Origin of the sequence: Streptomyces sp. NPDC020801 (assembly GCF_044334385.1) — a bacterium.
Lineage (GTDB): Bacteria > Actinomycetota > Actinomycetes > Streptomycetales > Streptomycetaceae > Streptomyces.
In genome coordinates this window covers 452,828-479,455 of record NZ_JBIRST010000004.1, presented here as the reverse complement: position 1 = coordinate 479,455, position 26,628 = coordinate 452,828, and the positions used below count along the sequence as shown (strand labels likewise).

The 26,628-nt window shown below is 72.9% G+C and carries 22 protein-coding genes and 1 rRNA gene; 18 read left to right on the top strand and 5 right to left on the bottom strand.

Annotated features, from left to right (window positions below; genetic code table 11):
• Nucleotides 1-56: 56 nt before the first annotated feature.
• A 5S ribosomal RNA gene (gene rrf / locus ACH4UM_RS11985) occupies nucleotides 57-173 on the top strand.
• Nucleotides 174-294: 121 nt separating this feature from the next.
• Here the strand turns inward: rrf and ACH4UM_RS11980 are convergent.
• Nucleotides 295-987, bottom strand: a complete 693-nt coding sequence (locus tag ACH4UM_RS11980; RefSeq protein ID WP_398176754.1) for a hypothetical protein — start codon at nucleotides 985-987, stop codon at nucleotides 295-297.
• A gap of 537 nt (nucleotides 988-1,524) precedes the next feature.
• On the opposite strand from ACH4UM_RS11980, the gene ACH4UM_RS11975 reads away from it, so the two are divergent.
• A complete protein-coding gene (locus ACH4UM_RS11975) occupies nucleotides 1,525-2,292 on the top strand; it encodes a hypothetical protein (protein WP_398176752.1) in 768 nt (255 codons plus the stop codon).
• A gap of 54 nt (nucleotides 2,293-2,346) precedes the next feature.
• Here ACH4UM_RS11975 and ACH4UM_RS11970 read toward each other — a convergent pair whose 3' ends face one another.
• Entirely contained in the window at nucleotides 2,347-3,639 is a 1,293-nt protein-coding gene (locus tag ACH4UM_RS11970) for a DUF1015 domain-containing protein (protein WP_398176702.1), read from the bottom strand.
• A 73-nt stretch (nucleotides 3,640-3,712) separates the two neighbouring features.
• Between ACH4UM_RS11970 and ACH4UM_RS11965 the strand changes: the two genes are divergently transcribed.
• The 4 genes from ACH4UM_RS11965 to ACH4UM_RS11950 all read left to right on the top strand — a co-directional run bounded on the left by ACH4UM_RS11965 (nucleotide 3,713) and on the right by ACH4UM_RS11950 (nucleotide 7,797).
• On the top strand, nucleotides 3,713-4,741 hold the full coding sequence (locus ACH4UM_RS11965) for an HAD hydrolase-like protein (RefSeq protein ID WP_398176700.1): 1,029 nt from the start codon (nucleotides 3,713-3,715) through the stop codon (nucleotides 4,739-4,741).
• Between the two features lie 97 nt (nucleotides 4,742-4,838).
• Nucleotides 4,839-5,882, top strand: coding sequence for a FecCD family ABC transporter permease (locus ACH4UM_RS11960; RefSeq protein ID WP_398176698.1), 1,044 nt, complete (start codon nucleotides 4,839-4,841; stop codon nucleotides 5,880-5,882).
• Complete coding sequence (locus tag ACH4UM_RS11955) at nucleotides 5,879-6,934, top strand: FecCD family ABC transporter permease (protein ID WP_398176696.1); 1,056 nt, start codon at nucleotides 5,879-5,881, stop codon at nucleotides 6,932-6,934. The genes ACH4UM_RS11960 and ACH4UM_RS11955 overlap by 4 nt, the downstream gene beginning before the upstream one ends.
• Complete coding sequence (locus ACH4UM_RS11950; protein WP_398176694.1) at nucleotides 6,931-7,797, top strand: ABC transporter ATP-binding protein; 867 nt, start codon at nucleotides 6,931-6,933, stop codon at nucleotides 7,795-7,797. The genes ACH4UM_RS11955 and ACH4UM_RS11950 overlap by 4 nt, the downstream gene beginning before the upstream one ends.
• Here ACH4UM_RS11950 and ACH4UM_RS11945 read toward each other — a convergent pair.
• Nucleotides 7,781-8,128 carry an SCP2 sterol-binding domain-containing protein gene (locus ACH4UM_RS11945; RefSeq protein ID WP_398176692.1) on the bottom strand — a complete coding sequence of 116 codons (348 nt, stop codon included), beginning with the start codon at nucleotides 8,126-8,128 and terminating at the stop codon, nucleotides 7,781-7,783. The two genes, ACH4UM_RS11950 and ACH4UM_RS11945, sit on opposite strands and share 17 nt — an antisense overlap.
• A gap of 42 nt (nucleotides 8,129-8,170) precedes the next feature.
• Between ACH4UM_RS11945 and ACH4UM_RS11940 the strand changes: the two genes are divergently transcribed.
• From ACH4UM_RS11940 to ACH4UM_RS11915, 6 genes are all read left to right on the top strand, one after another.
• Nucleotides 8,171-8,515: a hypothetical protein gene (locus ACH4UM_RS11940; protein ID WP_398176690.1), complete on the top strand. Its 345-nt coding sequence runs from the start codon at nucleotides 8,171-8,173 to the stop codon at nucleotides 8,513-8,515.
• 7 nt (nucleotides 8,516-8,522) lie between these two features.
• The gene (locus ACH4UM_RS11935; RefSeq protein WP_398176688.1) at nucleotides 8,523-9,338 is read left to right on the top strand and encodes a TlyA family RNA methyltransferase; all 816 of its coding nucleotides are present in this window, start codon (nucleotides 8,523-8,525) and stop codon (nucleotides 9,336-9,338) included.
• Nucleotides 9,335-10,240, top strand: a complete 906-nt coding sequence (locus tag ACH4UM_RS11930; protein ID WP_398176686.1) for an NAD kinase — start codon at nucleotides 9,335-9,337, stop codon at nucleotides 10,238-10,240. The genes ACH4UM_RS11935 and ACH4UM_RS11930 overlap by 4 nt, the downstream gene beginning before the upstream one ends.
• Before the next feature lie 97 nt (nucleotides 10,241-10,337).
• Nucleotides 10,338-12,056 (top strand): DNA repair protein RecN, encoded by a 1,719-nt coding sequence (gene recN, locus ACH4UM_RS11925; protein ID WP_398176750.1) that lies wholly within the window; start codon nucleotides 10,338-10,340, stop codon nucleotides 12,054-12,056.
• Between the two features lie 19 nt (nucleotides 12,057-12,075).
• Nucleotides 12,076-12,825: a hypothetical protein gene (locus tag ACH4UM_RS11920; protein WP_398176685.1), complete on the top strand. Its 750-nt coding sequence runs from the start codon at nucleotides 12,076-12,078 to the stop codon at nucleotides 12,823-12,825.
• Between the two features lie 299 nt (nucleotides 12,826-13,124).
• The gene (locus ACH4UM_RS11915; RefSeq protein WP_398176683.1) at nucleotides 13,125-14,255 is read left to right on the top strand and encodes a glycosyltransferase family 4 protein; all 1,131 of its coding nucleotides are present in this window, start codon (nucleotides 13,125-13,127) and stop codon (nucleotides 14,253-14,255) included.
• A gap of 176 nt (nucleotides 14,256-14,431) precedes the next feature.
• On the opposite strand, the gene ACH4UM_RS11910 is transcribed toward ACH4UM_RS11915, so the two are convergent.
• Both ACH4UM_RS11910 and ACH4UM_RS11905 read right to left on the bottom strand, forming a co-directional pair.
• The gene (locus ACH4UM_RS11910) at nucleotides 14,432-16,063 is read right to left on the bottom strand and encodes a PucR family transcriptional regulator (protein ID WP_398176681.1); all 1,632 of its coding nucleotides are present in this window, start codon (nucleotides 16,061-16,063) and stop codon (nucleotides 14,432-14,434) included.
• Between the two features lie 105 nt (nucleotides 16,064-16,168).
• The gene (locus tag ACH4UM_RS11905) at nucleotides 16,169-17,971 is read right to left on the bottom strand and encodes a glycoside hydrolase family 15 protein (RefSeq protein WP_398176748.1); all 1,803 of its coding nucleotides are present in this window, start codon (nucleotides 17,969-17,971) and stop codon (nucleotides 16,169-16,171) included.
• Between the two features lie 519 nt (nucleotides 17,972-18,490).
• Between ACH4UM_RS11905 and ACH4UM_RS11900 the strand changes: the two genes are divergently transcribed.
• The 6 genes from ACH4UM_RS11900 (at nucleotide 18,491) to ACH4UM_RS11875 (ending at nucleotide 26,628) form a co-directional block, all read left to right on the top strand.
• Nucleotides 18,491-20,158, top strand: a complete 1,668-nt coding sequence (locus ACH4UM_RS11900; RefSeq protein WP_398176746.1) for a CTP synthase — start codon at nucleotides 18,491-18,493, stop codon at nucleotides 20,156-20,158.
• 135 nt (nucleotides 20,159-20,293) lie between these two features.
• On the top strand, nucleotides 20,294-20,920 hold the full coding sequence (locus ACH4UM_RS11895; protein WP_398176679.1) for an NUDIX domain-containing protein: 627 nt from the start codon (nucleotides 20,294-20,296) through the stop codon (nucleotides 20,918-20,920).
• Between the two features lie 228 nt (nucleotides 20,921-21,148).
• The gene (locus ACH4UM_RS11890) at nucleotides 21,149-23,245 is read left to right on the top strand and encodes a tetratricopeptide repeat protein (RefSeq protein WP_398176677.1); all 2,097 of its coding nucleotides are present in this window, start codon (nucleotides 21,149-21,151) and stop codon (nucleotides 23,243-23,245) included.
• Between the two features lie 135 nt (nucleotides 23,246-23,380).
• Entirely contained in the window at nucleotides 23,381-24,505 is a 1,125-nt protein-coding gene (gene ald, locus ACH4UM_RS11885) for an alanine dehydrogenase (protein ID WP_398176675.1), read from the top strand.
• Between the two features lie 399 nt (nucleotides 24,506-24,904).
• Nucleotides 24,905-26,041 carry a ParA family protein gene (locus ACH4UM_RS11880; RefSeq protein ID WP_398176673.1) on the top strand — a complete coding sequence of 379 codons (1,137 nt, stop codon included), beginning with the start codon at nucleotides 24,905-24,907 and terminating at the stop codon, nucleotides 26,039-26,041.
• Nucleotides 26,038-26,628 carry a hypothetical protein gene (locus tag ACH4UM_RS11875; RefSeq protein ID WP_398176744.1) on the top strand — a complete coding sequence of 197 codons (591 nt, stop codon included), beginning with the start codon at nucleotides 26,038-26,040 and terminating at the stop codon, nucleotides 26,626-26,628. The genes ACH4UM_RS11880 and ACH4UM_RS11875 overlap by 4 nt, the downstream gene beginning before the upstream one ends.

Below are 26,628 nucleotides of genomic sequence, written 5' to 3'. Positions count from 1 at the left end.
AACCCCACACTTCTTCTTTTGTTGGTGGTGTGGTGCGGTTGTCAGTTTCATAGTGTTTCGGTGGCCATAGCGTGAGGGAAACGCCCGGTTACATTTCGAACCCGGAAGCTAAGCCTTACAGCGCCGATGGTACTGCAGGGGGGACCCTGTGGGAGAGTAGGACGCCGCCGAACAATCTTTGGGAAGGACCCCTGGTCACCAGCGTTCAGCTGGGACCAGGGGTCCTTTCGTTTTTCCAGAGCGCGCCGGATGGCCGGCCGCGCGAGAATGAATTTGCGGTACCGAAGACAGGAGTCACCGATGTCCACCAACTCTCCCGACGAGCGTCCGGAGCGCGATCAGCGTCGCCGGGACGGTGGTGACCGCGGTGACCGTGGCGGGTACCGCGGGGGCCCGCGCCGCGGCAACGACCGTGGTGGTTACGGCCGTCGAGACGACGACCGCGGCGGCTACGGCCGCCGTGACGACCGGGATCGCGACCGGGACAGGGACCGGGATCGTCGCGATGACCGCCGTGGCGGCGAGCGCACCGATCGCGGGGACCGGCGCGACGACCGGGGCGACCGCGGCGGTTTCCGCCGCGACGACCGCCGGGACGGTGACCGGGGCGGTGACCGCGGTGGTTACGGCCGTCGTGATGACCGCGACCGGGACCGGGACCGCGATCGTGGCTTCCGCCGTGAGGGCGACCGCCCCGCCTACCGCCGTGACGACCGCGGCGAGCGCCGTGACGACCGCCGTGGTTTCCGCCGCGACGACGACCGTGGGTATGGCCGTCGCGATGACGACCGTGGTCATGCGCGCCGTGACGACGACCGTGGTCATGCGCGCCGTGACGACGACCGTGGTCATGCGCGCCGTGACGACGACCGTGGTCATGCGCGTCGCGATGACGACCGTGGTCATGCGCGTCGCGATGACGACCGTGGTCATGCGCGTCGCGATGACGACCGTGGTCATGCGCGTCGCGATGACGACCGTGGTCATGCGCGCCGCGACGACCGCAGTGACCGGGGTGGTTTCCGCCGCGACGACAGGTCCGAGCGCCCCGACCGCGGCGGCTACGGCCGGCGCGATGACCGCCGCGACGACCGCCGGGACGGTGACCGGGGCGGTGACCGCGGTGGTTACGGCCGTCGTGATGACCGCGACCGGGACCGGGACCGCGATCGTGGCTTCCGCCGTGAGGGCGACCGCCCCGCCTACCGCCGTGACGACCGCAGGGACGACCGGCGCGACGACCGGCGCGACAGTGAGCGCGGTGACCGTGGCGGCTTCCGCAGGGACGACTACCGAGGCAGCCGCGGCGACCGTGACACCCGAGGCGACCGCGACACCCGAGGTGACCGAGGTGACCGAGGCGGATTCCGCGGCCGTGACGACCGCGCTGGACGCGGCCCTCGTCGCGACGACCGGGGCGGGCGCCCGGGCGGCTTCCGGGACCGTGACGACCGGCGCGGCGGCGGCCGCTTCCGTGACGAGCGGGATCGCGACCGCGACCGTGACCGCGAGCCGATCAAGCGGCTGCCGATCCCGGAGGACGTCACCGGCGACGAGATCGACAAGGACGTACGGCAGGAGCTGCAGAGCCTGCCCAAGACGCTCGCCGAAGACGTCGCCAGGAACCTGGTGATGGTCGCCCGGCTCATCGACGAGGACGCCGAGGGTGCCTACGCCTACTCCAGGGTGGCGCTGCGGCTGGCGTCCCGCGTCGGCGCCGTTCGGGAGGCGGCCGGGTTCGCCGCGTACGCGAACCAGAAGTACAGCGAGGCGCTCGCCGAGTTCCGCGCCGCCCGGCGGATGACCGGGAGCGTGGACCTGTGGCCCGTCATGGCCGACTGCGAGCGTGGGCTCGGGCGGCCGGAGAAGGCGCTGGACATGGCCGGGGCGCCGGAGGTGCACAAGCTCGACAAGGCCGGGCAGGTGGAGATGCGGCTCGTCGCGGCCGGTGCTCGCCGTGACCTGGGGCAGCTGGACGCCGCCATCGTGACGCTGCAGAGCTCCGAGCTGGCCTCCAACTCGGTACAGCCGTGGACCGCGCGGCTGCGGTACGCCTACGCCGACGCGCTGCTCGCCGTGGGCCGGGAGGCCGAGGCGCGGGAGTGGTTCGCCAAGGCCGTCGAGGCCGACCGGGACGGCAGCACCGACGCCTCGGACCGCCTGGCCGAGCTGGACGGTGTGGAGTTCACCGACGCGCTCGACGAGAGCGGCGTGGACGGCAACGGCTCCCCGGATGCCGAGGACGCCGTGGACGAGGCGGGAGATGGGGCCGGCGAGGCCGAGAACGACTGACGCCGGTTCGCGACCGAGGGCAGGTTCCGGGTGCCGGACCTGCCCTCGGGCGTGTCACAGGTCCAGCGCGCGCAGCACCAGCCCCGACGCCGGCTTCGGGCCGAACGACGTGGACTTGCGGGGCATGGTGACGCCCTGGCGGGCCAGGTCGCGGACGACCTCCTCGCGGACCGGGTGCATCAGGACGGCCGTACCGCCGTCGTGTTCCGCCTTCTCCACGGTGGCGACCGTGTCGTGGATGTAGGCGATGTGGGCCGGTGAGTCCTCGGGGATCCGCCACACGTGCTCCAGGAGCGTGGCATGCAGGACGGTCGCGTCCAGGGTGCGCCAGGCGGCGGGACGGTCGGCCGGGATCGTCCGGGCCAGCAGAGCGGGGTCAGGGCGGTCCACCAGGTGGAAGGCGCCGTCGCCGGCGAGCAGGAAGGCGTTGCCCGCGCAGGCCGCGTCCGCGAGGACCTCCAGGGCCTCGGCCAGCGGCACGTCCAGGCGCCGTACGCGGAACAGGCCGTCGAGTGCGGACAGCGCGTCCGGAACCGGAAGACCGTGCAGCAGGCGGTGGATGGCGCGGACCCGGAGCGGGTAGCGGGCGGTGTCGACCAGGAGGACCAGACCGTAGTCCCAGGCGCTGGGGGAGGAGTGCTCCGCGCGAAGACGCCGGTAGGTCGCCCAGCGGTGGTGGCCGTCGGCGATCAGGGCCTGGTGCTGCGCCAGATCGTCCTGGACGGCGGCCAGGTCGGTGGGGTCGGTGATGGCCCACAGGCGGTGGCTGAAGCCGTCCTCCGTGGTCGTCGACAACAGCGGCGGCCGTTCGGCGGTGCGTTCGATGATCATGGCCGTGGCGGCGGTCGAGCCGTTGCCGCGGTAGGTCAGCAGCAGGGGTTCAAGATTGGCGCTGGTGGCCCTCATCAGGGCGGCGCGGTCGGCGACCACGTGCGGCATGACGTCCTCGTGCGGCAGCACCACACCCTCCGCCGGGTCCGACACCCGCAGCGCGCCGATCAGTCCACGTTGCAGCATGCCGTCGCCGTCGTGCTGCTCGTAGACGTACAGGCCCGGTTCGCGGTCGGCGGCCAGGACGCCCTCGCAGAGCCAGCGGCGCAGGGTCTCCGCCGCCTGCTTGTTGCGGGAGCTGGGCGTGCCGGCCTGCGGCAGGATCAGGCGGACGATGTTGTACGGGTCGGCGGACTGGAGGTGGTGCAGGCCGTCGGGGCGTACGACGACGTCGTAGGGCGGGGATGTGACGGCGGCCAGACTGCCGACCCGGTCGGGGTCGTAGCGAAGGCCGCGGAACGGGGTGAGTTCCAGGCCTCGGCGCGTCGTTGCGGGCGAGTGACCTGCAGTGTTCATCCCGGCATCGTACGTGTGTCAGTGGCATGGGGGATGATCGGGGGAAACCCGGTGTCACGAGGAGCGATGCGGAATGAGCCAGGGCGTCAGGACGAAGCCCGAGGGCAGTGGACAGGCCCTGAGCACGGCGTACGACACGGCCCTGCTCGACCTGGACGGTGTGGTGTACGCGGGCGGCCACGCGATCGGGCACGCGGTCGACTCGCTCGGTGCCGCCCGTGTGGGCGGCATGCGTTTGGCGTACGTCACCAACAACGCCCTGCGCACCCCTGACGCGGTGGCCGCGCACCTCACCGAGCTGGGGATACGGGCGGAGGCGTCGGACGTCGTCACCTCCGCGCAGGCGGTGGCCCGGCTGATCGCCGATCAGGTGCCGCAGGGGGCGCGCGTCCTGGTGATCGGCGGAGAGGGCCTGCGGGTGGCGCTGCGCGAGCGCGGCCTCGAACCGGTCGAGTCGGCCGACGACGACCCGGCGGCGGTGGTGCAGGGCTACGGCGGGCCCGAGCTGCAGTGGGGGCGTTTCGCGGAGGCGTGCTACGCCATCGCGCGCGGGGTGCCCTGGTTCGCCTCCAACACCGATCTGACCATCCCGGGCGCGCGTGGGATCGCCCCGGGCAACGGCGCGGCGGTGGAGGTCGTCCGGATCGCCACGGGCGCCAAGCCGCAGGTGGCGGGCAAGCCGCTGCCGCCGATGCACCGCGAGACGATCCTGCGCACCGGCGCGAGGCGGCCGCTGGTGGTGGGGGACCGGCTGGACACGGACATCGAGGGTGCGTTCAACGGTGGGGTCGACTCGCTGCTCGTACTGACGGGTGTGACCGACGGGGCGCTGTTGCTCGCGGCGCCGCCGCAGCACCGGCCGACGTACGTCGACGCCGATCTGCGCGGGCTGCTCACCGGGCAGCCGAAAATCACCCAGGAGGGTGACGGTTTCCGGTGCGGAGGGTGGACGGCGACGGCGGGCGAGGAGCAACTCGAACTGAATGGCGAGGGGGAGGCGCTGGACGGGCTGCGGGCGCTGTGCGCGGCGGCCTGGACGGCGGGCGGCGAGGGCGCGTGCGGACTGGAGGGGGAAAAGGCGCTGGCGCGACTGGGTCTGTGAGTCCGGGAACCGCTTGATGCCGGGAGGTGGACCCCCTGCCGCCGTGCGCCGCTGACGCACCGTCGAACAGATGGCTAGGGTAGGCTAACCTAACCTCGTGTTGGTCGACAGTCCTCCCGAAGAGCGCGCGGCGGCCGCCGCCGCGCCCCCGAGCCGTCGAGGGGTGCGGGCCGCCGGGCTCCTCCTCGCCGCCGCGATCCTGGTGCTCGTCGCCCTGGCGAGCATCGCGCTCGGGGCGAAGGAGCTGTCCCCGGCGCAGGTCTGGCACGGCCTGTTCCGCGAGTCGGGGACCTACGGCGACATCGTGGTCCGCGAGCGGCTGTCGCGTACGGTCCTCGGCCTGTGCGCCGGGGCCGCGCTCGGGCTGTCCGGGGCCGTGCTGCAGGCGCTGACCCGCAATCCGCTGGCCGACCCGGGGCTGCTGGGCATCAACGCGGGCGCGTCGGCCGCGGTCGTCACCGCCATCACCTACTGCGGCGTGACCGGTCCGAGCGGCTACGTCTGGTTCGCCTTCCTCGGCGCGGCGGCCGTGGGCGCGCTCGTGTGGTTCCTCGGTGGCGGCCGGGGCACCACACCCGTACGGCTCGCGCTGGCCGGCACCGCGATCAGTGCCGCGCTCTACGGCTATGTGCAGGCCGTGATGATCATGGATGGCGCGGCGCTGGGCAGGATCCGCTTCTGGACCGTCGGTTCACTGGCCTCCGCCACGAACGAGACCATCTCGCAGGTGCTGCCGTTCATCGCGGCCGGCACGGTCGTCGCCCTGCTGCTCGCCCGGCCGCTCAACGCCATGGCCATGGGCGACGAAACCGCCCGCGCCCTGGGTGCCCACCTCGGCCGCACGCGGGCGTTCGCCATGCTCGCCGCGACCGTGCTGTGCGGGGCCGCGACCGCCGCCTGCGGGCCGATCGTCTTCGTCGGGCTGATGGTCCCGCATGCCGTGCGCTCCTTCACCGGCCCCGACCTGCGCTGGATCCTGCCCTACGCCACGGTCCTGGCGCCGGTGCTGCTGCTCGGCGCCGACGTCGTCGGGCGGATCGTCGTCCGGCCCGCCGAGCTCCAGGTCGGGATCGTCACCGCGGTCATCGGCGGCCCGGTGTTCGTCCTGCTTGTACGGCGGCGGAGGACGGCCCGGCTGTGACCGCCACCCGCGCTACCCGTACCGCACTGCCCCTGCGCGCCCCGGGCGGTCTGTCCCTGCGCGTCGACGTCCGCGCCTGCACGGTCGTCGCCCTGCTGGTGCTCGCCGCCCTCACCGCGAGCGTGCTGCTGATCGGCACCGGAGATCTGCCGATCCCCGCCCAGGACGTGCTGAAGACACTCACCGGCGACGGCAGCCAGGTGCAGGAGTTCGTGGTCCGCGAACTGCGGCTGCCGCGCGTCCTCGTCGCTCTGCTGGTCGGCGCCTGTCTGGGCCTCGCCGGTGCGCTGTTCCAGTCCATCTCCCGCAACCCGCTGGGCAGTCCGGACGTGCTCGGCCTCTCGCAGGGGGCGGCGGCCGGCGCGCTCGTGGTGATCGTCCTGTTCTCGGGCAGCGCCACCGCGGTCACCCTCGGCGCGCTCGCGGGCGGCCTGGTGACCGGCCTGGCCATCCACTTCCTCGCCTGGAAGCAGGGCGTGCACGGATACCGGCTGGTCCTGGTCGGCATCGGTGTCTCCGCGGTCGTCACCGCGGTCAACGGCTACCTCATCACCAAGGCCGACTTCGTGGACGCGGCCCGCGCGGTCGTGTGGATGACGGGTTCCCTGGGCGGCCGCGACTGGACCCAGGTCCGGCCGCTGCTCGCCCTGTGCGCCGTGCTCGTCCCGCTGGTCCTCGCGAACGCGCGCGGGCTGCGGATGCTGGAGATGGGCGACGACGTCTCCTGTGCCCTCGGGGTGCGCGTGGAGCGCGTACGGCTGCTGCTGATGGCCTGCGCGGTCGTGCTCATCGCGGCCGCCACCGCCGCCGCCGGTCCCGTCGCCTTCGTCGCCCTGACCGCACCACAGCTCGCCCGGCGCCTCACCCGCTCACCCGGCCCGAACCTGGTGCCCTCGCTCTGCATGGGCGCCGCCCTGCTGGTCACCGCCGACTGGGTCTCGCAGCGCGCCTTCGGCGCCGACCAACTGCCCGTGGGCGTGGTCACGGGCGTGCTCGGCGGGGCCCATCTGCTGTGGCTGCTGGTCACCGAGCGCAGGAGGGGCCGGATATGAGCGCCCACAGCCATGGAGCGAACGACCGAAGGAGCACCGTGACCCGACTGTCCGCCGACCGTGTCACCCTCGCCTACGACCGGCGCGTCGTCGCCGAGCGGCTGTCGGTGGAGATCCCCGACCGCTCCTTCACGGTGATCGTCGGCCCGAACGCGTGCGGCAAGTCCACACTGCTGCGGGCGCTGTCGAGGATGCTCAGGCCAAGCGAGGGGCGGGTGCTGCTGGACGGACAGGCCATCCAGTCGATGCCGGCCAAGAAGGTCGCCCGGACGCTCGGGCTGCTGCCGCAGTCGTCGATCGCGCCCGACGGGATCACCGTCGGCGACCTGGTGGGCCGCGGTCGCTACCCGCACCAGGGGATACTGCGGCAGTGGTCGGCCGAGGACGAGCGGATCGTGCGGGAGGCCATGGCGCGCACCGGAATCGCCGGGCTCGCCGAACGGTACGTCGACGAGCTGTCCGGCGGTCAGCGGCAGCGGGTGTGGATCGCCATGGCACTCGCGCAGCAGACGCCGCTGCTGCTGCTGGACGAGCCGACGACGTATCTGGACATCCAGCACCAGATCGACGTCCTCGACCTGTGTGCCGAACTGCACGAGGAACAGGGTCGCACGCTCGTCGCCGTGCTGCACGACCTCAACCACGCCGCCCGCTACGCCACCCATCTCGTCGCCCTGCGCGACGGGCGGGTCGTCGCCGAGGGCGCGCCGGGCGACATCGTGACGGCGGAGCTGGTGGAGGACGTCTTCGGGCTGCGCTGCCAGGTCATCGAGGACCCCGAGACCGGCACGCCGCTGGTGGTGCCGGCGGCCCGCGGGGCGCGGACGGGTCCGAAGCGGGCCGCCGCTACAGAAGCTTCCTGAGGCGGAACAGGTCCAGCAGGCTCGCCTCCAGCTTCACCCGGCCCGAGCCCCAGGCCGTGGCGAAGTTCAGCTCGCCGCCGACCAGCGCGATCAGGTCGTCGCCGGCCAGGGCGAGCCGGATCTGCGCCTTGTCGGGCGGCGGGCCCGGCACGGTGTCCCGCACGTCGATCCGGCCGCCGGTGAGACGGCCGACGAAGGTGACGTCGAGGTCCTTGATGTGGCAGCTCACCGAGCGGTCCAGAGCCGCCGCCTCGCGGACGTCCCCTTCCGCGTCCGCCATGTTGTCCGAGAGCTTTTCGAGTGCGGTACGGCACTCCTCGATCGTGGCCATCGCGATCGACGGTACCCCAGCGCTTCGGGGTAGCGTCTGGGCATGAGCGACTCTGTGACCGAGACTGAGGCCGGGCCGGGACCGGCGGTTGCGGCAACGGGCACTCCGGCCGAAGCGGAAACGGATCCGCCGGCCGCACCCGGGTACGACCCGGCGGCCTCCGCGCCCCTGGGCGTCCCCCGCACCCCGACCGGCAACGCCGAGGTCGACGCGGCCCTGGAGCGGCTCGGTGACGCCGATCACCTCGCCACCGACGGACACGTCGAGGTGTACGAGGATGTACACGGGGGGCTGCGCGACGCGCTCACCGCGCTCGACGCCCGCCCGGGACCCACGGGGCCCCCGGCTCCCCCCTTGCCTTCGTCGTCGTACCAACACAGGAGCTGAACCGAACGTGGCAGGAGTCGCACGCCGCCGTCTGGACGCCGAGCTGGTCCGCCGCAAGCTCGCGCGCTCGCGCGAGCACGCGAGCCAGCTGATCGCCGCCGGGCGGGTCACCGTCGGCAGGACCGTCGCGACCAAGCCCGCCACACAGGTGGAGACCGCCGCCGCCATCGTGGTCGCCGCCGACGGCAGCGATCCCGAGTACGTCTCCCGGGGCGGCCACAAGCTCGCGGGCGCCCTGGACGCCTTCGTGCCGCAGGGGCTCGTCGTCCGGGGGCGGCGGGCGCTGGACGCCGGCGCGTCCACCGGCGGCTTCACCGACGTGCTGCTGCGCGCGGGCGCCGCGCACGTCGTCGCCGTGGACGTCGGATACGGACAACTCGCCTGGTCTCTCCGGAAGGATGAACGCGTCACCGTCAAGGACCGTACGAACGTACGCGAGTTGACGCTCGAAGCGATCGATGGGGAGCCTGTGGATCTTGTCGTGGGGGATCTGTCGTTCATCCCGCTCGGCCTGGTGCTGCCCGCCCTGGTGCGGTGCGTGAAGCCGGACGCCGATCTGGTGATGATGGTCAAGCCGCAGTTCGAGGTGGGCAAGGAACGGCTGGGCAGCGGGGGTGTCGTACGGAGTCCGCAGCTGCGGGCGGAGGCCGTGCGGGGCGTGGCGGGCAAGGCGTGGGAGCTGGGGCTCGGGGTGAAGGGTGTCACCGCCAGCCCGTTGCCCGGCCCGTCCGGGAACGTCGAGTACTTTCTGTGGCTGCGTGCCGGGGCCTCCGCTCTGGACCCGGCCGACGTTGACCGTGCAGTGGCGGAGGGGCCGCGTTGACACAGACCCAAGCTCGAACCGTTTTCCTGCTGGCCCACACCGGGCGGACGGCCGCGATCCGCAGCGCCGAACTGGTGGTCAAGGGGCTGCTGCACTCCGGCATCGGCGTGCGCGTGCTGGAGGCGGAGGCCCGCGATCTGCCGCTGCCGGGTGAGGTGGAGCTGGTCAAGGAGGCCACCCCGCAGTGCCTGGACGGCTGCGAACTGCTCATCGTGCTGGGAGGTGACGGCACGCTGCTGCGCGGCGCCGAGTTCGCCCGCGCCTCCGGGGTGCCGATGCTCGGCGTGAACCTCGGGCGGGTCGGCTTCCTCGCCGAGGCCGAGCGCGACGACCTGGACAAGGTCGTCGACCGGGTGGTGAGCCGGGCCTACGAGGTCGAGGAGCGCATGACCGTCGACGTGGTCGTGCACCGCAACGGCGACATCGTGCACACCGACTGGGCGCTGAACGAGGCGGCCGTGCAGAAGGTCTCCGCCGAGCGGATGCTCGAGGTCGTGCTGGAGATCGACGGCCGGCCGGTGACGGGTTTCGGGTGCGACGGAATCGTGTGCGCCACCCCGACCGGGTCCACGGCGTACGCCTTCTCCGCCGGCGGGCCGGTGGTGTGGCCGGAGGTGGAGGCGCTGCTGATGGTGCCCATCTCGGCGCACGCGCTCTTCGCCAAGCCGCTGGTGACGTCGCCGGACTCGGTGCTGGCCGTCGAGGTGCTGCCGCACGTCCCGCCGGGTGTGCTGTGGTGCGACGGGCGGCGGACGGCCGAGCTGCCCGCCGGGGCCCGGGTCGAGGTGCGGCGGGGCGCCGTGCCGGTGCGGCTCGCCAGGCTGCACCACGCCTCCTTCACCGACCGGCTCGTGGCCAAGTTCGCGTTGCCGGTCTCCGGGTGGCGGGGGGCGCCGCACTAGGACAGGGCCCGGAAGGGCCGTGTGCACTCCCGCGGGTGACAGGGCCGCTCGCACTCGCGGCCCCGGACCTCGTAAGGTCGTGTCCGTGTTGGAGGAGATGCGGATACGGTCGCTCGGGGTGATCGACGACGCGGTCGTCGAGCTGTCGCCCGGCTTCACCGCCGTCACCGGTGAGACGGGCGCGGGCAAGACCATGGTGGTCACCAGTCTGGGACTGCTGCTGGGCGGGCGCGCCGATCCGGCGCTGGTGCGGCTCGGGGCCGAAAAGGCGGTCGTGGAGGGGCGGGTCACCGTGCCCGCGAACGCCTCTGCGGCCGTACGGGCCGAGGAGGCCGGCGCCGAACTCGACGACGGGGCGCTGCTGATCAGCCGTACCGTTTCCGCCGAAGGACGCTCGCGGGCGCACCTGGGCGGGCGGAGCGTGCCCGTGGGGCTGCTCGCCGAGCTCGCCGACGACCTGGTGGCCGTGCACGGGCAGACCGACCAGCAGGGGCTGCTGAAACTGTCCCGGCAGCGGCAGGCGCTCGACCGGTACGCGGGCGACGCCGTCGCCGCGCCGCTGGCCAAGTACGCCGAGGCCTACCGACGGCTGCGGGCCGTCGCCACGGAGCTCGAGGAGATCACCACACGCGCGCGTGAGCGGGCCCAGGAGGCCGACATGCTGCGCTACGGCCTCGACGAGGTCGCCGCGGTCGAGCCGCGGGCCGGCGAGGACGTGGAACTGGCCGAGGAGGCGGAGCGGCTCGGGCACGCCGAGGCCCTGTCGTCCGCGGCGACGGCCGCGCACGCCGCCCTGGCGGGCAATCCGGAGGACCCCGAGGGCATCGACGCGGCGACCCTCGTCGCGGGCGCCCAGCGGGCCCTGGAGGCCGTACGGTCCCACGACCCGGCGCTGGCCGCGCTCACCGACCGGATAGGCGAGATCGGCATCCTGCTCGGTGACGTGGCCGGTGAGCTGGCGGGGTACGCCGACGACCTGGACGCCGATCCGCTGCGGCTGGCCGCGGTGGAGGAGCGGCGCGCCGCGCTGACCGCGCTCACCCGCAAGTACGGCGAGGACGTGAGCGCGGTGCTCGCCTGGGCCGAGCGCGGCGCCGCCCGGCTGACCGAACTGGACGGCGACGACTCGCGGCTCGAGGAGCTGACCGCCGAGTGGGACGCGCTGCGCACCGAACTGGGCGGGCTGGCCCAGGCGCTGACGGACGCCCGGACGGAGGCCGCGCAGCGGTTCGCCGCCGCCGTGACCGCCGAGCTGGCCTCCCTCGCCATGCCGCACGCGCGCGTGTCGTTCGCCCTGCGCCAGACCGAGGACCCCGACGGCGTGGAGGTCGACGGCCGTACGGTCGCCTACGGGCCGGCCGGCGTGGACGAGGTCGAACTGCTGCTCGCGCCGCACCCGGGCGCGCCGCCCCGGCCGATCGCCAAGGGCGCCTCCGGCGGTGAGCTGTCGCGCGTGATGCTGGCCGTCGAGGTCGTCTTCGCCGGGACGGACCCGGTGCCGACGTATCTGTTCGACGAGGTCGACGCGGGCGTCGGCGGCAAGGCGGCCGTGGAGATCGGCCGGCGGCTCGCCCGGCTGGCCAGGACCGCCCAGGTCGTCGTGGTGACGCACCTGCCGCAGGTGGCCGCGTTCGCCGACCGGCAGCTGCTGGTCGAGAAGACCAACGACGGCTCGGTGACCCGGTCGGGCGTGAAGGTGCTCGAGGGCGAGGACCGGATCCGGGAGCTGTCCCGGATGCTGGCCGGCCAGGAGGACTCGGAGACGGCCCGCGCCCACGCCGAGGAACTGCTGGCCACCGCCCGGGCCGACGGGTAGGAGTGCGTAGGGTGGCGCAATGATCTCCCGCATCGCCACCTCGTTCGGGCTGGCCGCCGGTCTCACCCGCGCCGGGACCACCGCTCTGCGCGCCGCCGCGCCCGGCGGCCGCGTGCGCTGGGAACGGAGGAACCACAGGGGGCGGACCGTCGGGCTGTACTCCGGGCCCGCGACGGCGGTGGCGGCCGCGGTCTCGGCCGGGCGGGTGCGTCCGGCGGCCGGGTTCGCGGTGCTGGCCGCCGGCGCCTGCGGTGCCTACGACGACATCGCCGCCGCCGGTGACCCGCGGCGTGGGTTCCGGGCGCATCTGTCGGCCCTCCGTGACGGCGAAGTCACCGGCGGGGCGGTCAAGTTGTTCGGCGTCTCCGCCGCCGCCCTGGTCGCCGGGGCGCTGCTCAGGGAGCGGCCGCTGGACCGGCTGCTCGCGGGGGTCGTGATCGCCGGGGCCGCGCACGCCGTCAACCTCGTGGACGTGCGTCCCGGCCGGGCCGCCGGTGCCGCGCTCGCCCTCGCGGCGCCCGGGCTGCTCCGTGGCGGGCCGGGCGCGGAACTGGCCGCCGCCGTGGCGGGGACCGCCGCGGCCCTGCTGCGTGAGGACCTCGCCGAGCGCACGATGATCGGCGACACGGGGGCGCACGCCCTGGGCGCGGCGCTTGGTGCGGCCGCCGTCGTGTGCAACGGGCGGGTGGGGCTGCTCGCGCACGCGACCGCGGTCGTGACGGCGGCCGTCCACGGCGACAGGGTGAGCGAACTCGCCCGCTCGCTGTGATGCCCCGCCCCGCCCACCGTGCGGCGCGCCGCCTGGCCCGCGTCCTGCCCTCGCCGTCCCTCGTGCGTGCCGGGGCCGGTCCGGTACGTCACATTCACTCGTGTGAGTGACCTACCGCGTGCCGTCGGCCCGTCCCCCGTACGCTCGCCGGGCCCGGGGTTCCCGGAACACCCGTACGTACTGGCATCCTTGGGGCTGGGGGCAGCACGCGGTCCGGGCCCGCGCGGTCCGGCCCCTCGGCTCGATACCTTCTGTACGTCCCCGTGACCGCCCGACGCCGAACCAGGAGCCCCGGCCACGTGAGCCCCGTGAGCAGCCACGCATCGCACGGTCAGTCGCCGCTGCGCACCGTGCAGGTGCTGGGCGGCGGCAACGCCGGCAGCGGCGTGCACGTGCGGTCGCTGGCCGCGGGGCTGGTCGCGAGGGGGGTGCGGGTCACCGTGTGCGCTCCGGTGGAGGCCGACCGCGCCTACGGGTTCACCGGGGTGGGGGCCGGCCACGTTCATGTGCCGCGCAGCAGCGACCCGGTGTCCGTGGCCGCGCTGCGGACCGCCTGCGCCGACGCCGACCTGGTCCACGCGCACGGGCTGCACGCGTCCTTCCGCGCGGTGCTCGCGCTCAGCGGACGGCGTACGCCGCTCGTGGTCACGTGGCACAACCACGCCTACGCCGAAGGCCCCCGGGCGCATCTGCTGCGGGTACTGGAGCGGCGGGTGGTGAAGGCCGCCACCGTCGTGCTCGGCACCACCTCCGAACTCGTGGACCGGGCCCGGCGCAGGGGCGCGCGTGACGCGCGGCTCGCCGCGATCGCGGTACCCCGGCGGCGGGCCGGCTACCAGCACCCGGAGCGTCCGCCCTCCAAGGTGCGGGCCGAACTCGGCGTCACCGAGCGCCCGTTGCTCATCGCCGTCGGCTCCCTCGATCCGCACCGCGACCATGAACTCCTGCTGGACGCCGCCCGGGCCTGGCGCCTGCTGGACCCCGTGCCGCTGCTCGTGATCGCGGGGGAGGGGCCGCTGCGTGGCCCGCTGCAGCGGCGGATCGAGGACGAGGAACTGCCTGTCCGGCTCATCGGGCGGCGCGACGACGTCGGTGAACTGCTCGCGGCCGCCGATCTGGCGCTGCTGCCCGGAAGCCGGGAGGCCCGCTCCGTTCTGGCGCAGGAGGCACTGCACGCGCGCGTGCCACTCGTCGCCGCGCGGACCGGCGGCATCCCCGAACTGGTCGGCGAGGCGGCCGAACTCGTCCCGCACCGGGCCCCGGAGGCCTTCGCCGCCGCCGTCGTACGGCTGCTCGGCGACCCCGGACGCCGGGACGCGCTGCGGGCGCTGGGCGCCCGGCAGGCGGCCACCTGGCCCACCGAGGACGAGACCGTCGCGCAAGTGCTCAGCGTGTACGACGAGTTGACCCAGCCGAGGCCACTGGCCTGAAGACCGCGCACGGCCAAGTGCTGTGGCCGGAAGGTTTGCCGGAAAGCCCGCGGCGTCCGGTGCGGTGCGTCGCAGGGCGGAGCATCGCCCGCGTACTGGATGTACCCGGGTGATGCGACAACGCGGCGAGGTGCCGTGCCGGACGCCGCGAGCCGGTGAACCTTCCGGTCGCAGCACTAGCCCACGTGGCGACGGGCGCGCAGGGCGAGGCTCAACGCCAGGACGGTCTGCGGGTCGTCGAGGTCGGTGCCCAGCAACTCCCCGATGCGGGCGAGGCGGTTGTAGAGGGTCTGGCGGTTCAGATGCAGTTCCCGGGCGGTCTCCGCCTTGCGGCCCGCGTGCGCCAGATACGTCTGGAGGGTGGGCAGCAGCGGCGGCTTGGACCGTTCGTCGTGGTCGCGCAGCGGGCCGATCGCGCGGTCCACGAAGGCCGCCAGGTCCGGATGTTCGCGCAGCCGCCACAGCAGCAGGTCGATGTCGAGACGGCGGGCGTCGTACCAGGGCCGGTCCGGCAGCCCCTGGGCCGCCGTGGCCGTCTCGGCCGCGTGCCTGAGGCCCGCCGAGGCGGCCGCCCAGCCGCCCGCCACCCCGACGACCACCACCGGCGGCCGGGCCCCGGGCCGCTGCATCCCCGCCCGTTCCACACCCGCCCGCAGCGCCACCGCGACCCGGTCCGCGACCGCCGCCCGCTCCGACTCCGAGCGCAGGGCGACCAGCAGTGGAACCCGGCCCTCCACGGGGCGTACCCCCAGCAGCACCGGCACGCCCACCGCGGCCAGCTCCTCCGCGACCGCGCGAGCGAGCACCGCCCAGCCGCCGCCCGGCGCCAGGGCGTCGCCCAGCCGCATCACCACGGGCAGCAGCGGGTTGTCGCCCGGCTTGAAACCGAGGACACGGGCCTGCGCGGGAGCGTCATCGGCGGCGATCCGGCCCTCGGCGAGGTCGGTGAGGAAGTCACCGCGTCCGCGGGCCGCCAGCTCCTCCTCCTGACGGGCCTGCATCAGGACGACCGCGAGGATGCCCGCCGCCCGCTCGGCGGCCATCCGGTGCACCGGCGCGAGCGGCGAGCGGACGGGCAGCAGTACGAGCCGCGCGCGGACCGAGCCCGTGCCCGGGCCGCCGCCGGGCACGTCCACGAGAACCGAGCCGGCCGGGGGCGAGGCCCCCTTGTGCTGGCCGCGCAGCCCCTCCCACACCTGGAGCGGATCGGCGCCCTCGGGTCCGGAGCCGGCCGCGTACAGCAGTTGGCCGTCCGGGGTCTCCAGGAAGACCGGGTTGCCCGCGAAGTCGGCCAGGATGCCCAGCACCTGGGGCACCCCGCCGCCGCCGAGCAGGGCCTCGGTGCAGCGGCGGTGGACCTCCTCGGCGCGCTGCAAGAGGGCGTAGTGACCGTTGACGATCTCGGTGTGGATCTCCTCGGTGACCGTCACGAACGGCACCTCGCGGTGCAGCTGGACGAGCGGGAGACCGGCGCCCCGGGCGGTCTCGACGAGGGCGGCGGGCAGGCGGGTGAAGCGCGGGCCCAGCTCGACGACGAGGGCCGCGATGCCGCGGTCGGCGAGGGTGCGGACGAAGGCGCGCTGGTCGGCGGGGCGGGTACCGAGGCCGTAGCCGGTGGTGAGGAGGAGTTCGCCGCCCTTGAGGAGGGAGGCGATGTTGGGGACCTCGCCGGCGTGCACCCAGCGGACGGTGCGGGTGAGTCTGTCGGCGCCGGCGAGGACCTCCGGGAGGCCGCTGCCAAGGCCGGGCAGTTCGAGGGCGCGCTGCACGGTGATGCCGGCGCCCTCGGTGTCGAATCTGCGGTCCATGAACCGGACGCTACCTGCAACTTTGCGGGCTGGGCAGCCTTGGGACGCCATCGCCTCCCGGCTGCCCGCCGCCAAGGAGGCCAGGAGCCCGGGGCCGCCGCGGCTTCAGCCCCCGTACGCCCCGCTGGCCGTCAGCCTCAGTGCCGTGTCGATCAGGGGCACGTGGCTGAAGGCCTGGGGGAAGTTGCCCACCTGGCGTTGCAGCCTCGGGTCCCATTCCTCCGCCAGCAGCCCCAGGTCGTTGCGCAGCGACAGGAGCTTCTCGAAGAGTTTCCTCGCCTCGTCCACGCGGCCGATCATCGCCAGGTCGTCGGCCATCCAGAACGAGCAGGCGAGGAAGGCGCCCTCGTCGCCGGGGAGGCCGTCGACGCCCGCGTTGTCGCCCGAGGTGGGGTAGCGCAGGATGAAGCCGTCCGACGTGGACAGCTCGCGCTGGATCGCCTCGATGGTGCCGATCACCCGCTTGTCGTCCGGCGGCAGGAAGCCCATCTGCGGGATGAGGAGCAGTGAGGCGTCCAGCTCCCGGGAGCCGTAGGACTGCGTGAAGGTGTTGCGCTCCTTGTCGTAGCCCTTCTCGCACACGTCCCGGTGGATCTCCTCGCGCAGTTCCTTCCACCGCTCCAGCGGGCCGTCGACGTCCCCGGACTCCATCAGCTTGATCGTGCGGTCGACCGCGACCCACGCCATGACCTTGGAGTGCACGAAGTGGCGGCGCGGGCCGCGCACCTCCCAGATCCCCTCGTCCGGCTCCTGCCAGTGCTTCTCCAGGTAGCGGATCAGCTTGAGCTGGAGCAGGGAGGCGTAGTCGTTGCGGGCCAGGCCCGTCATGTGGGCCAGGTGCAGGGCCTCGGTGACCTCGCCGTAGACGTCCAGCTGGAGCTGGTGTGCGGCGCCGTTGCCGACCCGGACCGGCGCGGAGTTCTCGTAGCCGGGCAGCCAGTCCAGCTCCGCCTCGCCGAGTTCGCGTTCGCCGGCGATGCCGTACATGATCTGCAGGTTCTCCGGGTCGCCGGCGACCGCCCGCAGCAGCCACTCGCGCCAGGCGCGGGCCTCCTCGCGGTAGCCGGTGCGCAGCAGCGAGGACAGGGTGATCGCGGCGTCCCGCAGCCAGGTGTAGCGGTAGTCCCAGTTGCGGACGCCGCCGATGTCCTCGGGCAGGGAGGTGGTGGGGGCCGCGACGATGCCGCCGGTGGGGGCGTAGGTCAGGGCCTTCAGCGTGATCAGGGAGCGGATCACGGCCTCGCGGTAGGGACCGTGGTACGTACAGTGCCCGACCCACTCGCGCCAGAACTCCTCCGTCGCCTCCAGCGACTGCTCCGGCTCCGGCAGCGGCGGAGCCTCCTTGTGCGAGGGCTGCCAGGAGATGGTGAACGCGATCCGGTCACCGGGAGCGACCGTGAAGTCCGCGTACGTGGTCAGCGACTTGCCGTAGGTCTCCGCCGGTGTGTCGAACCACACGGAGTCCGGGCCCGCGACCGCCACCGTCCGGGACTCGTAGCGGTGCACCCAGGGCACGACCCGGCCGTAGGAGAAGCGCATGCGCAGCGCCGAGCGCATGGGGACGCGGCCCGAGACGCCCTCGACGATGCGGATCAGCTGCGGGGCGCCGTCGCGCGGGGGCATGAAATCGGTCACGCGTACCGTGCCGCGCGGGGTGTCCCACTCCGATTCCAGGATCAGCGAGTCGCCGCGGTAGCTGCGCCGGGCCGCGGTCGGGGGCTCCGCGTCGGCCGCGTGCGCGGGGCCGAGGCGCCAGAAGCCGTGCTCCTCGTTGCCCAGCAGACCGGCGAAGATGGCATGCGAGTCGAAGCGGGGCAGGCACAGCCAGTCGACTGTCCCGTCCCGGCAGACCAGGGCAGCGGTCTGCATGTCTCCGATGAGTGCGTAGTCTTCGATGCGCCCGGCCACGTGCAACTCCAGTCGAACGGCCACGTCACCCCACGAGGGGGCTGTCGCTAGTGCGGTCAAGGGGTCGTTGTAATGCGTCGTTGAGCGGTGAAGCAAAACCGCCGGTCAGCCGTGAGGCAGAACGACAACCTTTGCTCAACGAACTGACGAGCTCTCGTTGTTCCGGTGCATTACGGGCGGGGGGTGGTGCCGTGTTGCCGGCCGGGCTCGGCAGCGAGTGTCCGAGCAGGATACGACGCACCCAGATGATCCGCGTGCCGCTCCGGGCAACGCGCATGCGCCGAACGGGTGAGCCACGAGTGAGGAACCCGTGAGTGGTGCGCGCCCGTGTCGGGATGTGCGCGGAGCGTGGCCGGAAGCCATCCCCCTCCGGCGCTGATACCCTGGTAGCCCGTGGACCGGTGGGCTCGAAACCCCCGAACCGCAGCGACGGCGCCTCAGCCGGACGACCCGGATCTCCGGGCCGGACGACAGCCGCACCGCACGACAAACCGCGACCACGGGAGCCCCCTCTTGGCCATGCCGCCCGCTGCTTTTCGAAACAGCACAGTCACGACGACCAAGCACATCTTCGTCACCGGGGGTGTCGCCTCCTCGCTCGGCAAGGGCCTCACCGCCTCCAGCCTCGGCATGCTGCTCAAGGCCCGGGGCCTGCGCGTCGTGATGCAGAAGCTCGACCCGTACCTGAACGTCGACCCGGGCACGATGAACCCCTTCCAGCACGGTGAGGTGTTCGTCACCAACGACGGCGCCGAGACCGACCTGGACATCGGCCACTACGAGCGCTTCCTCGACCGCGACCTGGACGGCACCGCCAACGTCACCACCGGCCAGGTGTACTCCACGGTGATCGCCAAGGAGCGGCGCGGCGAGTACCTCGGCGACACGGTGCAGGTCATCCCGCACATCACCAACGAGATCAAGCACCGCATCCGCCGCATGGCCACCGACGAGGTGGACGTCGTCATCACCGAGGTCGGCGGCACGGTCGGCGACATCGAGTCGCTGCCGTTCCTGGAGACCGTCCGCCAGGTCCGCCACGAGGTCGGCCGGGACAACGTCTTCGTGGTCCACATCTCCCTCCTTCCCTACATCGGGCCGTCGGGAGAGCTGAAGACGAAGCCGACCCAGCACTCCGTCGCCGCGCTGCGCAACATCGGTATCCAGCCGGACGCGATCGTGCTGCGCTGCGACCGCGAGGTGCCCACCGCGATCAAGCGCAAGATCTCCCTGATGTGCGACGTGGACGAGGCCGCCGTCGTCGCCTGCCCCGACGCCCGCTCGATCTACGACATCCCGAAGACCGTGCACGGCGAGGGCCTGGACGCCTACGTGGTCCGCAAGCTCGACCTGCCCTTCCGCGACGTGGACTGGACGACCTGGGACGACCTGCTCGACCGTGTTCACAATCCCGACCACGAGATCACCCTCGCCCTGGTCGGCAAGTACATCGACCTGCCGGACGCCTATCTGTCGGTCACCGAGGCGCTGCGCGCGGGCGGCTTCGCCAACCGGGCCCGTGTGAAGATCAAGTGGGTCACCTCCGACGACTGCAAGACCGCGGCCGGCGCCAAGGCCCAGCTCGCCGACGTCGACGGCATCTGCATCCCGGGCGGCTTCGGCGACCGCGGTGTGCTCGGCAAGGTGGGCGCCATCCGCTACGCCCGTGAGAACCGGATCCCGCTGCTGGGCCTCTGCCTCGGCCTGCAGTGCATCGTCATCGAGGCCGCTCGCAACCTCGCCGGGATCTCCGACGCCAACTCCACCGAGTTCGACCCGGCGACCGCCCACCCGGTGATCTCCACCATGGCCGAGCAGCTGGACATCGTGGCGGGCGAGGGCGACATGGGCGGCACCATGCGGCTCGGCATGTACCCGGCAAAGCTGGCCGAGGGCTCGATCGTGCGCGAGGTCTACGACGGCAAGGAGTACGTCGAGGAGCGCCACCGTCACCGCTACGAGGTGAACAACGCCTACCGTGCGGAACTGGAGAAGAAGGCGGGCATCGTCTTCTCCGGCACCTCGCCGGACGGCAAGCTCGTCGAGTACGTCGAGTACCCGCGCGACGTCCACCCGTACCTGGTCGCCACCCAGGCGCACCCCGAGCTGCGCTCGCGCCCGACCCGTCCGCACCCGCTGTTCGCGGGCCTGGTGAAGGCCGCGGTCGAGCGGAAGAGTTCGAAGTAACACACCAGTTGTACGGTTGCCGGGGTGCATACCTTCAAAGGTGGGCGCCCCGGTTTCCGGCGTGGCCGGTCATTTCTTGTACGGCTGTTGGTACGTGTGTTGTACGTGTGTGTTGTACGTGTGGAAGGACAGGGCATGACGATCAAGGACACTCCCGAGGAGTGGGAGATCCGGGCGGCCGAGACCCCCTTCACCGGGAACAAGACCTCGGTCCGCACCGACGACGTGGTCATGCCCGACGGCTCCGTGGCCCGCCGCGACTACCAGGTCCACCCCGGCTCCGTGGCCGTCCTCGCCCTGGACGCCGAGGACCGTGTCCTGGTCATCTGCCAGTACCGCCACCCCGTACGGCAGCGGCTGTGGGAGATCCCGGCCGGCCTGCTCGACGTGCCCGGCGAGAACCCGCTGCACGCCGCCCAGCGTGAGCTGTACGAGGAGGCGCACGTCAAGGCGGAGGACTGGCGGGTGCTGACCGACGTGTACACCACGCCCGGCGGCTGCGACGAGGCGGTGCGCATCTTCCTCGCCCGCGATCTGTCCGAGGCGGAGGGCGAGCGCTTCGAGGCGGAGCACGAGGAGACGGACCTGGAGCTCGCCCGGGTGCCGGTCGGCGCACTCGTACGCGGGGTCCTCGCGGGCGAACTGCACAACAACTGCCTCGTGGTGGGCGTCCTCTCGCTGCTCGCGGCGCGCGGGGGCGCGGGGCTGGACGCCCTGCGCCCGGCCGGGGCACCGTGGCCCGCGCGTCCCTTCGAGTCCTGAACCCGGCCGTACTCCCCGCCCGCCGCTCCCGGCGGTGTGACCATCGCCTGATCCGATCGGGCGACGTGTCCGCCGTGCTCCTCACGGAACGTCGCAGAGCGTGAACTAGGCTCTTCGCGAGTGAGCCGATGGGGCGCGCCCCGGAGGCGAGCGAGCCAAGGAGCAGGTGCAGCGCCCGGACTTCAGTCGCGGCGGGCTTGCGCGTGCGGTGGGACGGGAGTGTGGCCCGTGACGGACCAGGCGGTGGACGCTGGTGGCGTGAACCTGTCGGAAGACGGCCGGGTCCCCGCGGCCGCGCGGAGCCTCTTCCTGGGCCGCACACGGGAGTTGAAGGAGCTGCGCGCCGACATCGAGCGGGCCGGCCTGGACACCCTCTCCGGCCGCAAGGCGCCACGCGCGCGCGTGCTCCTCATCGCGGGCCGCCCCGGATCCGGTCGTACGGCGCTCGCCGAGAAGCTCGTACGGCGAGTGGCGGACCGTTACCCCGACGGTGTGCTGCGCGCCCGGCTCACCGAGCCCGACGGCACCCCGGTGCCGGTCGAGCGCGTCGCACGCGACCTGCTCGGCGACCTCGAGCTGCCGGCCCCGCCGGGCGCCGCCGAGGGCGACCTGACCGGGACCCTGCGGGACGCCCTCGCCGATCGCCGCACGCTGCTCCTGCTCGACGACGCGGCCGACGCCGAGCAGGTCGACGCGCTGCTGCCGGAGAACGCCGACTGTCTGCTCGTCGCCGTCTCCCAGGGCCCGCTCACCGGGATCGCCGATGTGCGCCCCTGCACCCTGGGCGGGCTCGACACCAAGTCCGGGGTGGAGCTGCTGGCCCACCGCATCGGCCCGGTCCGGATCACCGTCGACCCGCGCTCGGCCGAGAACCTCGTCGAGGTCTGCCAGGGTCAGCCCGCCGCGCTCACCCTGGCCGGCGGCTGGCTCGCCGCCCGCCCCGAGGCCGCCGTCGCCGACCTCGCCAAGCAACTGCACGCCGACCCCGAGGAGGGCACGGCGCTCAACCGTGTCCTGCGGCTCGTGCACGGCTCCCTGCCGGGCCCGGCCGCCCGGATGCTGCGCCTGCTCGCCCTCGCCCCGGCCGGCGACGCCGACCCGCACACCGCCTCCGCGCTCGCCGGCTGCTCGGTCGAGGGCGCCCGGGTCCTCCTCGACGACTTCGTCGCCCTCGGCCTGCTGCGGGCCGTTCCCTCGCCGGTGCCGCGCTACGAGGTCCCCGGCTGTCTGCACCCGCAGCTGCTGGCCCTCGCCGCGCGCCACGACCGGCCCGCCGAGCTCCAGCTGGCCCGCGCCCGGATGCTGGAGCGGACCGTACGGCTGCTGCAGTCCTGCCGTGCGATCACCGAGACCGACAGCCCCGAGACCCGCGAGAAGCTGAAGGGCCTGCCCCCGGCCCTGCGGTTCGCGACTCCGCGCGCCGCCGCCGACTGGCTCGGCGCCCGCCGGCCCGCCCTGCTCGCCGCCGCCCGCCTCGCGGTCGCCGACGGAGAGCTGGACACCCTGGCCCGCCGCCTGATGTCCCAGCTGGTGCGGGCGATGGTCGCCCACGTCGGCACCCAGGCCGCGGCGCCGGACCTGTACGGCATCCACCGCCTCGTCCTCGACGTGGCCGAGCGGCAGCGACTGCCCCGCGAGCGGGCCGCAGCCCTGCTGAACCTCGCCGACCTGGACGCCCGCACCGGCCGGACCACCGAGGCACTGGCTCGCTACCGGGCCGCCCTGGACGCCGGACGGGAGGCGAACGACCCGTACGCGACCGCCCGCGCGATGGAATCCGTAGGCAGTTCCCACCAGGAGCTCGGGGATCACGACCGGGCGGCCGACTGGTACGGCCGGGCGCTGGCCCAGCGCCTGGCCCGCGGGGAGTGCGAGGACACCGCCCGGCTCTACGGCCGCATCGCCACCGCGCACACCTACGCGGGCCGCTACGGCGAGGCGCTGCGCAACTGGCGGGCCGCCGCCGCCGCGCACCGCAGGCTGGGCGATGTCGCGGCGTGCGCGCGGGCGTTGAGCGAACTGGCCCGGGTCCAGGAGTACGCGGGACGGCCCGCGGAGTGCCTGCGCACCTGCCAGGAGGCCGTCGAGTGGGCCCGCCGCGCCGAGGACGTACGGCTGCAGGCGGCGCTGCAGCTGCGGCTCGCCGACACCCTGGAGCGGCTGGGCGACCCGGTGGCGGCGGCCCTGCACCGCGGGGCGGCCGAGCGGATGCTCGGGGACGAGATCCGGCCGGTGGACGGCCCCGACGAGGGCGAGACGGACGGCACATCGCCGGAACAGGACGCTAACGCCTGCGAAATCCGCAGTGCATCCGCTGAAGATTGATGCAATGAAAGGCTAGACAGCGGGAACGCCTTCATTAAACTGGCTCTGCCGCTCGTTCTCCGGCGGTGTCTCCTGGTATGCCCCCGCATGCCGGGGTACGTCTTGTATTGCCCCACATTCCCTGAGCCAAGGACCGTGATCGACGTGAAGGTCGGCATCCCCCGCGAGGTCAAGAACAACGAGTTCCGGGTGGCCATCACCCCCGCCGGCGTGCACGAGCTGGTGCGCAACGGCCACCAGGTCGTCGTCGAGCGGAACGCCGGCGTCGGCTCCTCGATCCCGGACGAGGAGTACGTCTCGGCCGGCGCCCAGATCCTGGAGACGGCCGACGAGGTCTGGGCCGCCGCCGACCTGCTGCTGAAGGTCAAGGAGCCCATCGCCGAGGAGTACCACCGCCTCCGCAAGGACCAGATCCTCTTCACCTACCTGCACCTGGCCGCCTCCAAGGAGTGCACGGACGCCCTGCTGGAGTCCGGCACCACGGCGATCGCCTACGAGACGGTCGAACTGCCCAGCCGCGCGCTGCCGCTGCTCGCCCCCATGTCCGAGGTCGCGGGCCGGCTGGCCCCGCAGGTCGGCGCCTACCACCTGATGCGTGCCGCCGGCGGCCGCGGTGTGCTGCCGGGCGGCGTCCCCGGCGTGCCGGCCGGCAAGGCCGTCATCATCGGCGGTGGCGTCTCCGGCTGGAACGCCGCGCAGATCGCCATCGGCCTGGGCTTCCACGTGACCCTGCTCGACAGGGACATCAACAAGCTCAAGGAGGCGGACAAGATCTTCGGCACGAAGATCCAGACCGTCGTCTCCAACGCCTTCGAGCTGGAGAAGGCCTGCCTCGAGGCCGACCTGGTCGTCGGTGCCGTGCTCATCCCGGGTGCCAAGGCCCCGAAGCTGGTCACCAACGAGCTGGTGTCCCGGATGAAGGCCGGAAGTGTCCTTGTCGACATCGCGATCGACCAGGGCGGCTGCTTCGAGGACTCCCACCCGACCACGCACGCCGAGCCGACCTTCAGGGTCCACGAGTCGGTGTTCTACTGCGTCGCCAACATGCCCGGCGCGGTGCCCAACACCTCCACCTACGCGCTGACCAACGCCACGCTGCCGTACATCGTCGAGCTGGCCAACCGCGGCTGGGCCGAGGCGCTGCGTCGCGACGCCGCGCTGGCCAAGGGCCTCAACACCCATGACGGCAAGGTCGTTTACCGCGAGGTCGCGGAGGCGCACGGCCTGGAGCACGTGGAGCTGGAGACCCTGCTCGGCTGAGCGGTCGCCAAGTCACCAAGGGGAAAAAGGCGATACGTCAACATGTGTCGTCAACGGAGCACACCCGGCCGGACCTTGCCCGACAAGGTCCGGCTGGATGTGTGTATGGTCACTTCGCCGCACTCGGTCAACTCGCCTCGAAAGCAACCGTTCGACCGATTCACGCACCGGTGAAACCTGCCGTGCGACGGTCGTACGCCCTTGACAGAGGGATGTTTCATTGCCGACACATCGGGCCGGGTCCGGCGGATTGTGTTGCTGCGGACCGCCGACACGCCATAGAGTCGCCAATCGTCGGCATGGTGCCACGCTGACCTGTCTAGAAGTTCCCTGGTCACCAAGGAGGTAAGACGACTTGTGAATGAGTCGACATTTTCTCCCGGGGGTGGTCAACCAGGAATGCCTGCGCGGGGCCAGAGCCCCGCGGGGCTCGAGGCTGTCGGCTCCGTTGCTGTGCGTACCTTCGCAGCCCACCAGGGTCACCGGATCTCAGGGGTGACTCAGCCAGGACACCAGAGCATGGATGGCCATCACGTGAACGCCATGGCCGGCGACGGGAGTGGCGCGCCCCACAACCACTTCGCCGACTACGACGAACTGCCCGAGGGGCACTTCTACGACCCCGACGCCGAGTACGAGCCCGACCCCGAGTACGCGGCCACGCTCGCGCCCGACGCGGCCCGCCAGCGCCGTGAGCGCGTCGGCCCGACCGGACGCCCGCTGCCGTACTTCCCGATCCCGGGGCCGCTGACCGACCACGGCCCCGCGAAGATCATCGCGATGTGCAACCAGAAGGGCGGCGTCGGCAAGACCACGTCGACCATCAACCTGGGTGCCGCGCTCGCGGAGTACGGCCGCCGGGTGCTGCTCGTGGACTTCGACCCGCAGGGCGCGCTGTCGGTCGGCCTCGGCGTCAACCCCATGGAGCTCGACCTCACCGTCTACAACCTGCTCATGGAGCGGGGCATGTCGGCGGACGAGGTGCTGCTGAAGACCGCGGTCCCCAACATGGACCTGCTGCCCAGCAACATCGACCTGTCGGCCGCCGAGGTCCAGCTGGTCTCCGAGGTCGCGCGCGAGTCCACCCTGCAACGCGCCCTGAAGCCGCTGATGGACGACTACGACTACATCGTCATCGACTGCCAGCCCTCGCTCGGCCTGCTCACCGTCAACGCGCTCACCGCAGCGCACAAGGTGATCGTGCCCCTGGAGTGCGAGTTCTTCGCCCTGCGTGGTGTCGCGCTGCTGACCGAGACCATCGAGAAGGTCCAGGAGCGCCTCAACCCGGAGCTGGAGCTCGACGGGATCCTCGCCACCATGTACGACTCGCGCACCGTGCACAGCCGTGAGGTGCTCGCGCGTGTCGTCGAGGCGTTCGACGACCACGTCTACCACACGGTCATCGGGCGCACGGTCCGCTTCCCGGAGACCACGGTCGCCGGTGAGCCGATCACCACCTACGCCTCCAACTCCGTCGGTGCCGCCGCCTACCGCCAGCTCGCCAGGGAGGTGCTCGCCCGGTGTCACGCCGAGTGAGTCTGCCGGGGGCCGACGAACTGTTCCGTACGACAGGGGGGATGGCGCTTCAGGCGTCCACTCCCCGGCGCCAGGCCAACGGCGAGGCCCGGGTGCCCGCCCCCGCGGGGGAGAGCGACCCGGCGGCCGCGGCGGCGGAGGACGCCCCGCAGTCGGTGCCCGCCCAGGGCGGGGACGGCGAGGGTGCGGAGCACGTCGCCGCCGACGCCGAGCAGGCCGAGGCGGGCGAGTCCCGCAGCCGCGGCGCGACCGGACCGGCCGCGGAGCGCTCCGGGCGGCGCCAGGACGCGCAGGAAGGTTCTGCCGCGGGCGGCACGGCGGGGCCCGCCGCCGCGCAGCCGCGCAAGCGCGGCCGGGCCGCGGCGCGTCGGCCCAGCGGCCGCGAGCGGCACGACGAGAAGATCACGGTGTACGTGTCCGCCGAGGAGCTCATGGACCTGGAGCACGCCCGGCTGGTACTGCGCGGCGAGCACGGCCTGGCCGTCGACCGGGGCCGGATCGTCCGTGAGGCGGTCGCGGTGGTCCTCGCCGACCTGGAGACCCGCGGGGACGCCAGCATCCTCGTACGACGGCTGCGTGGGCGGTAG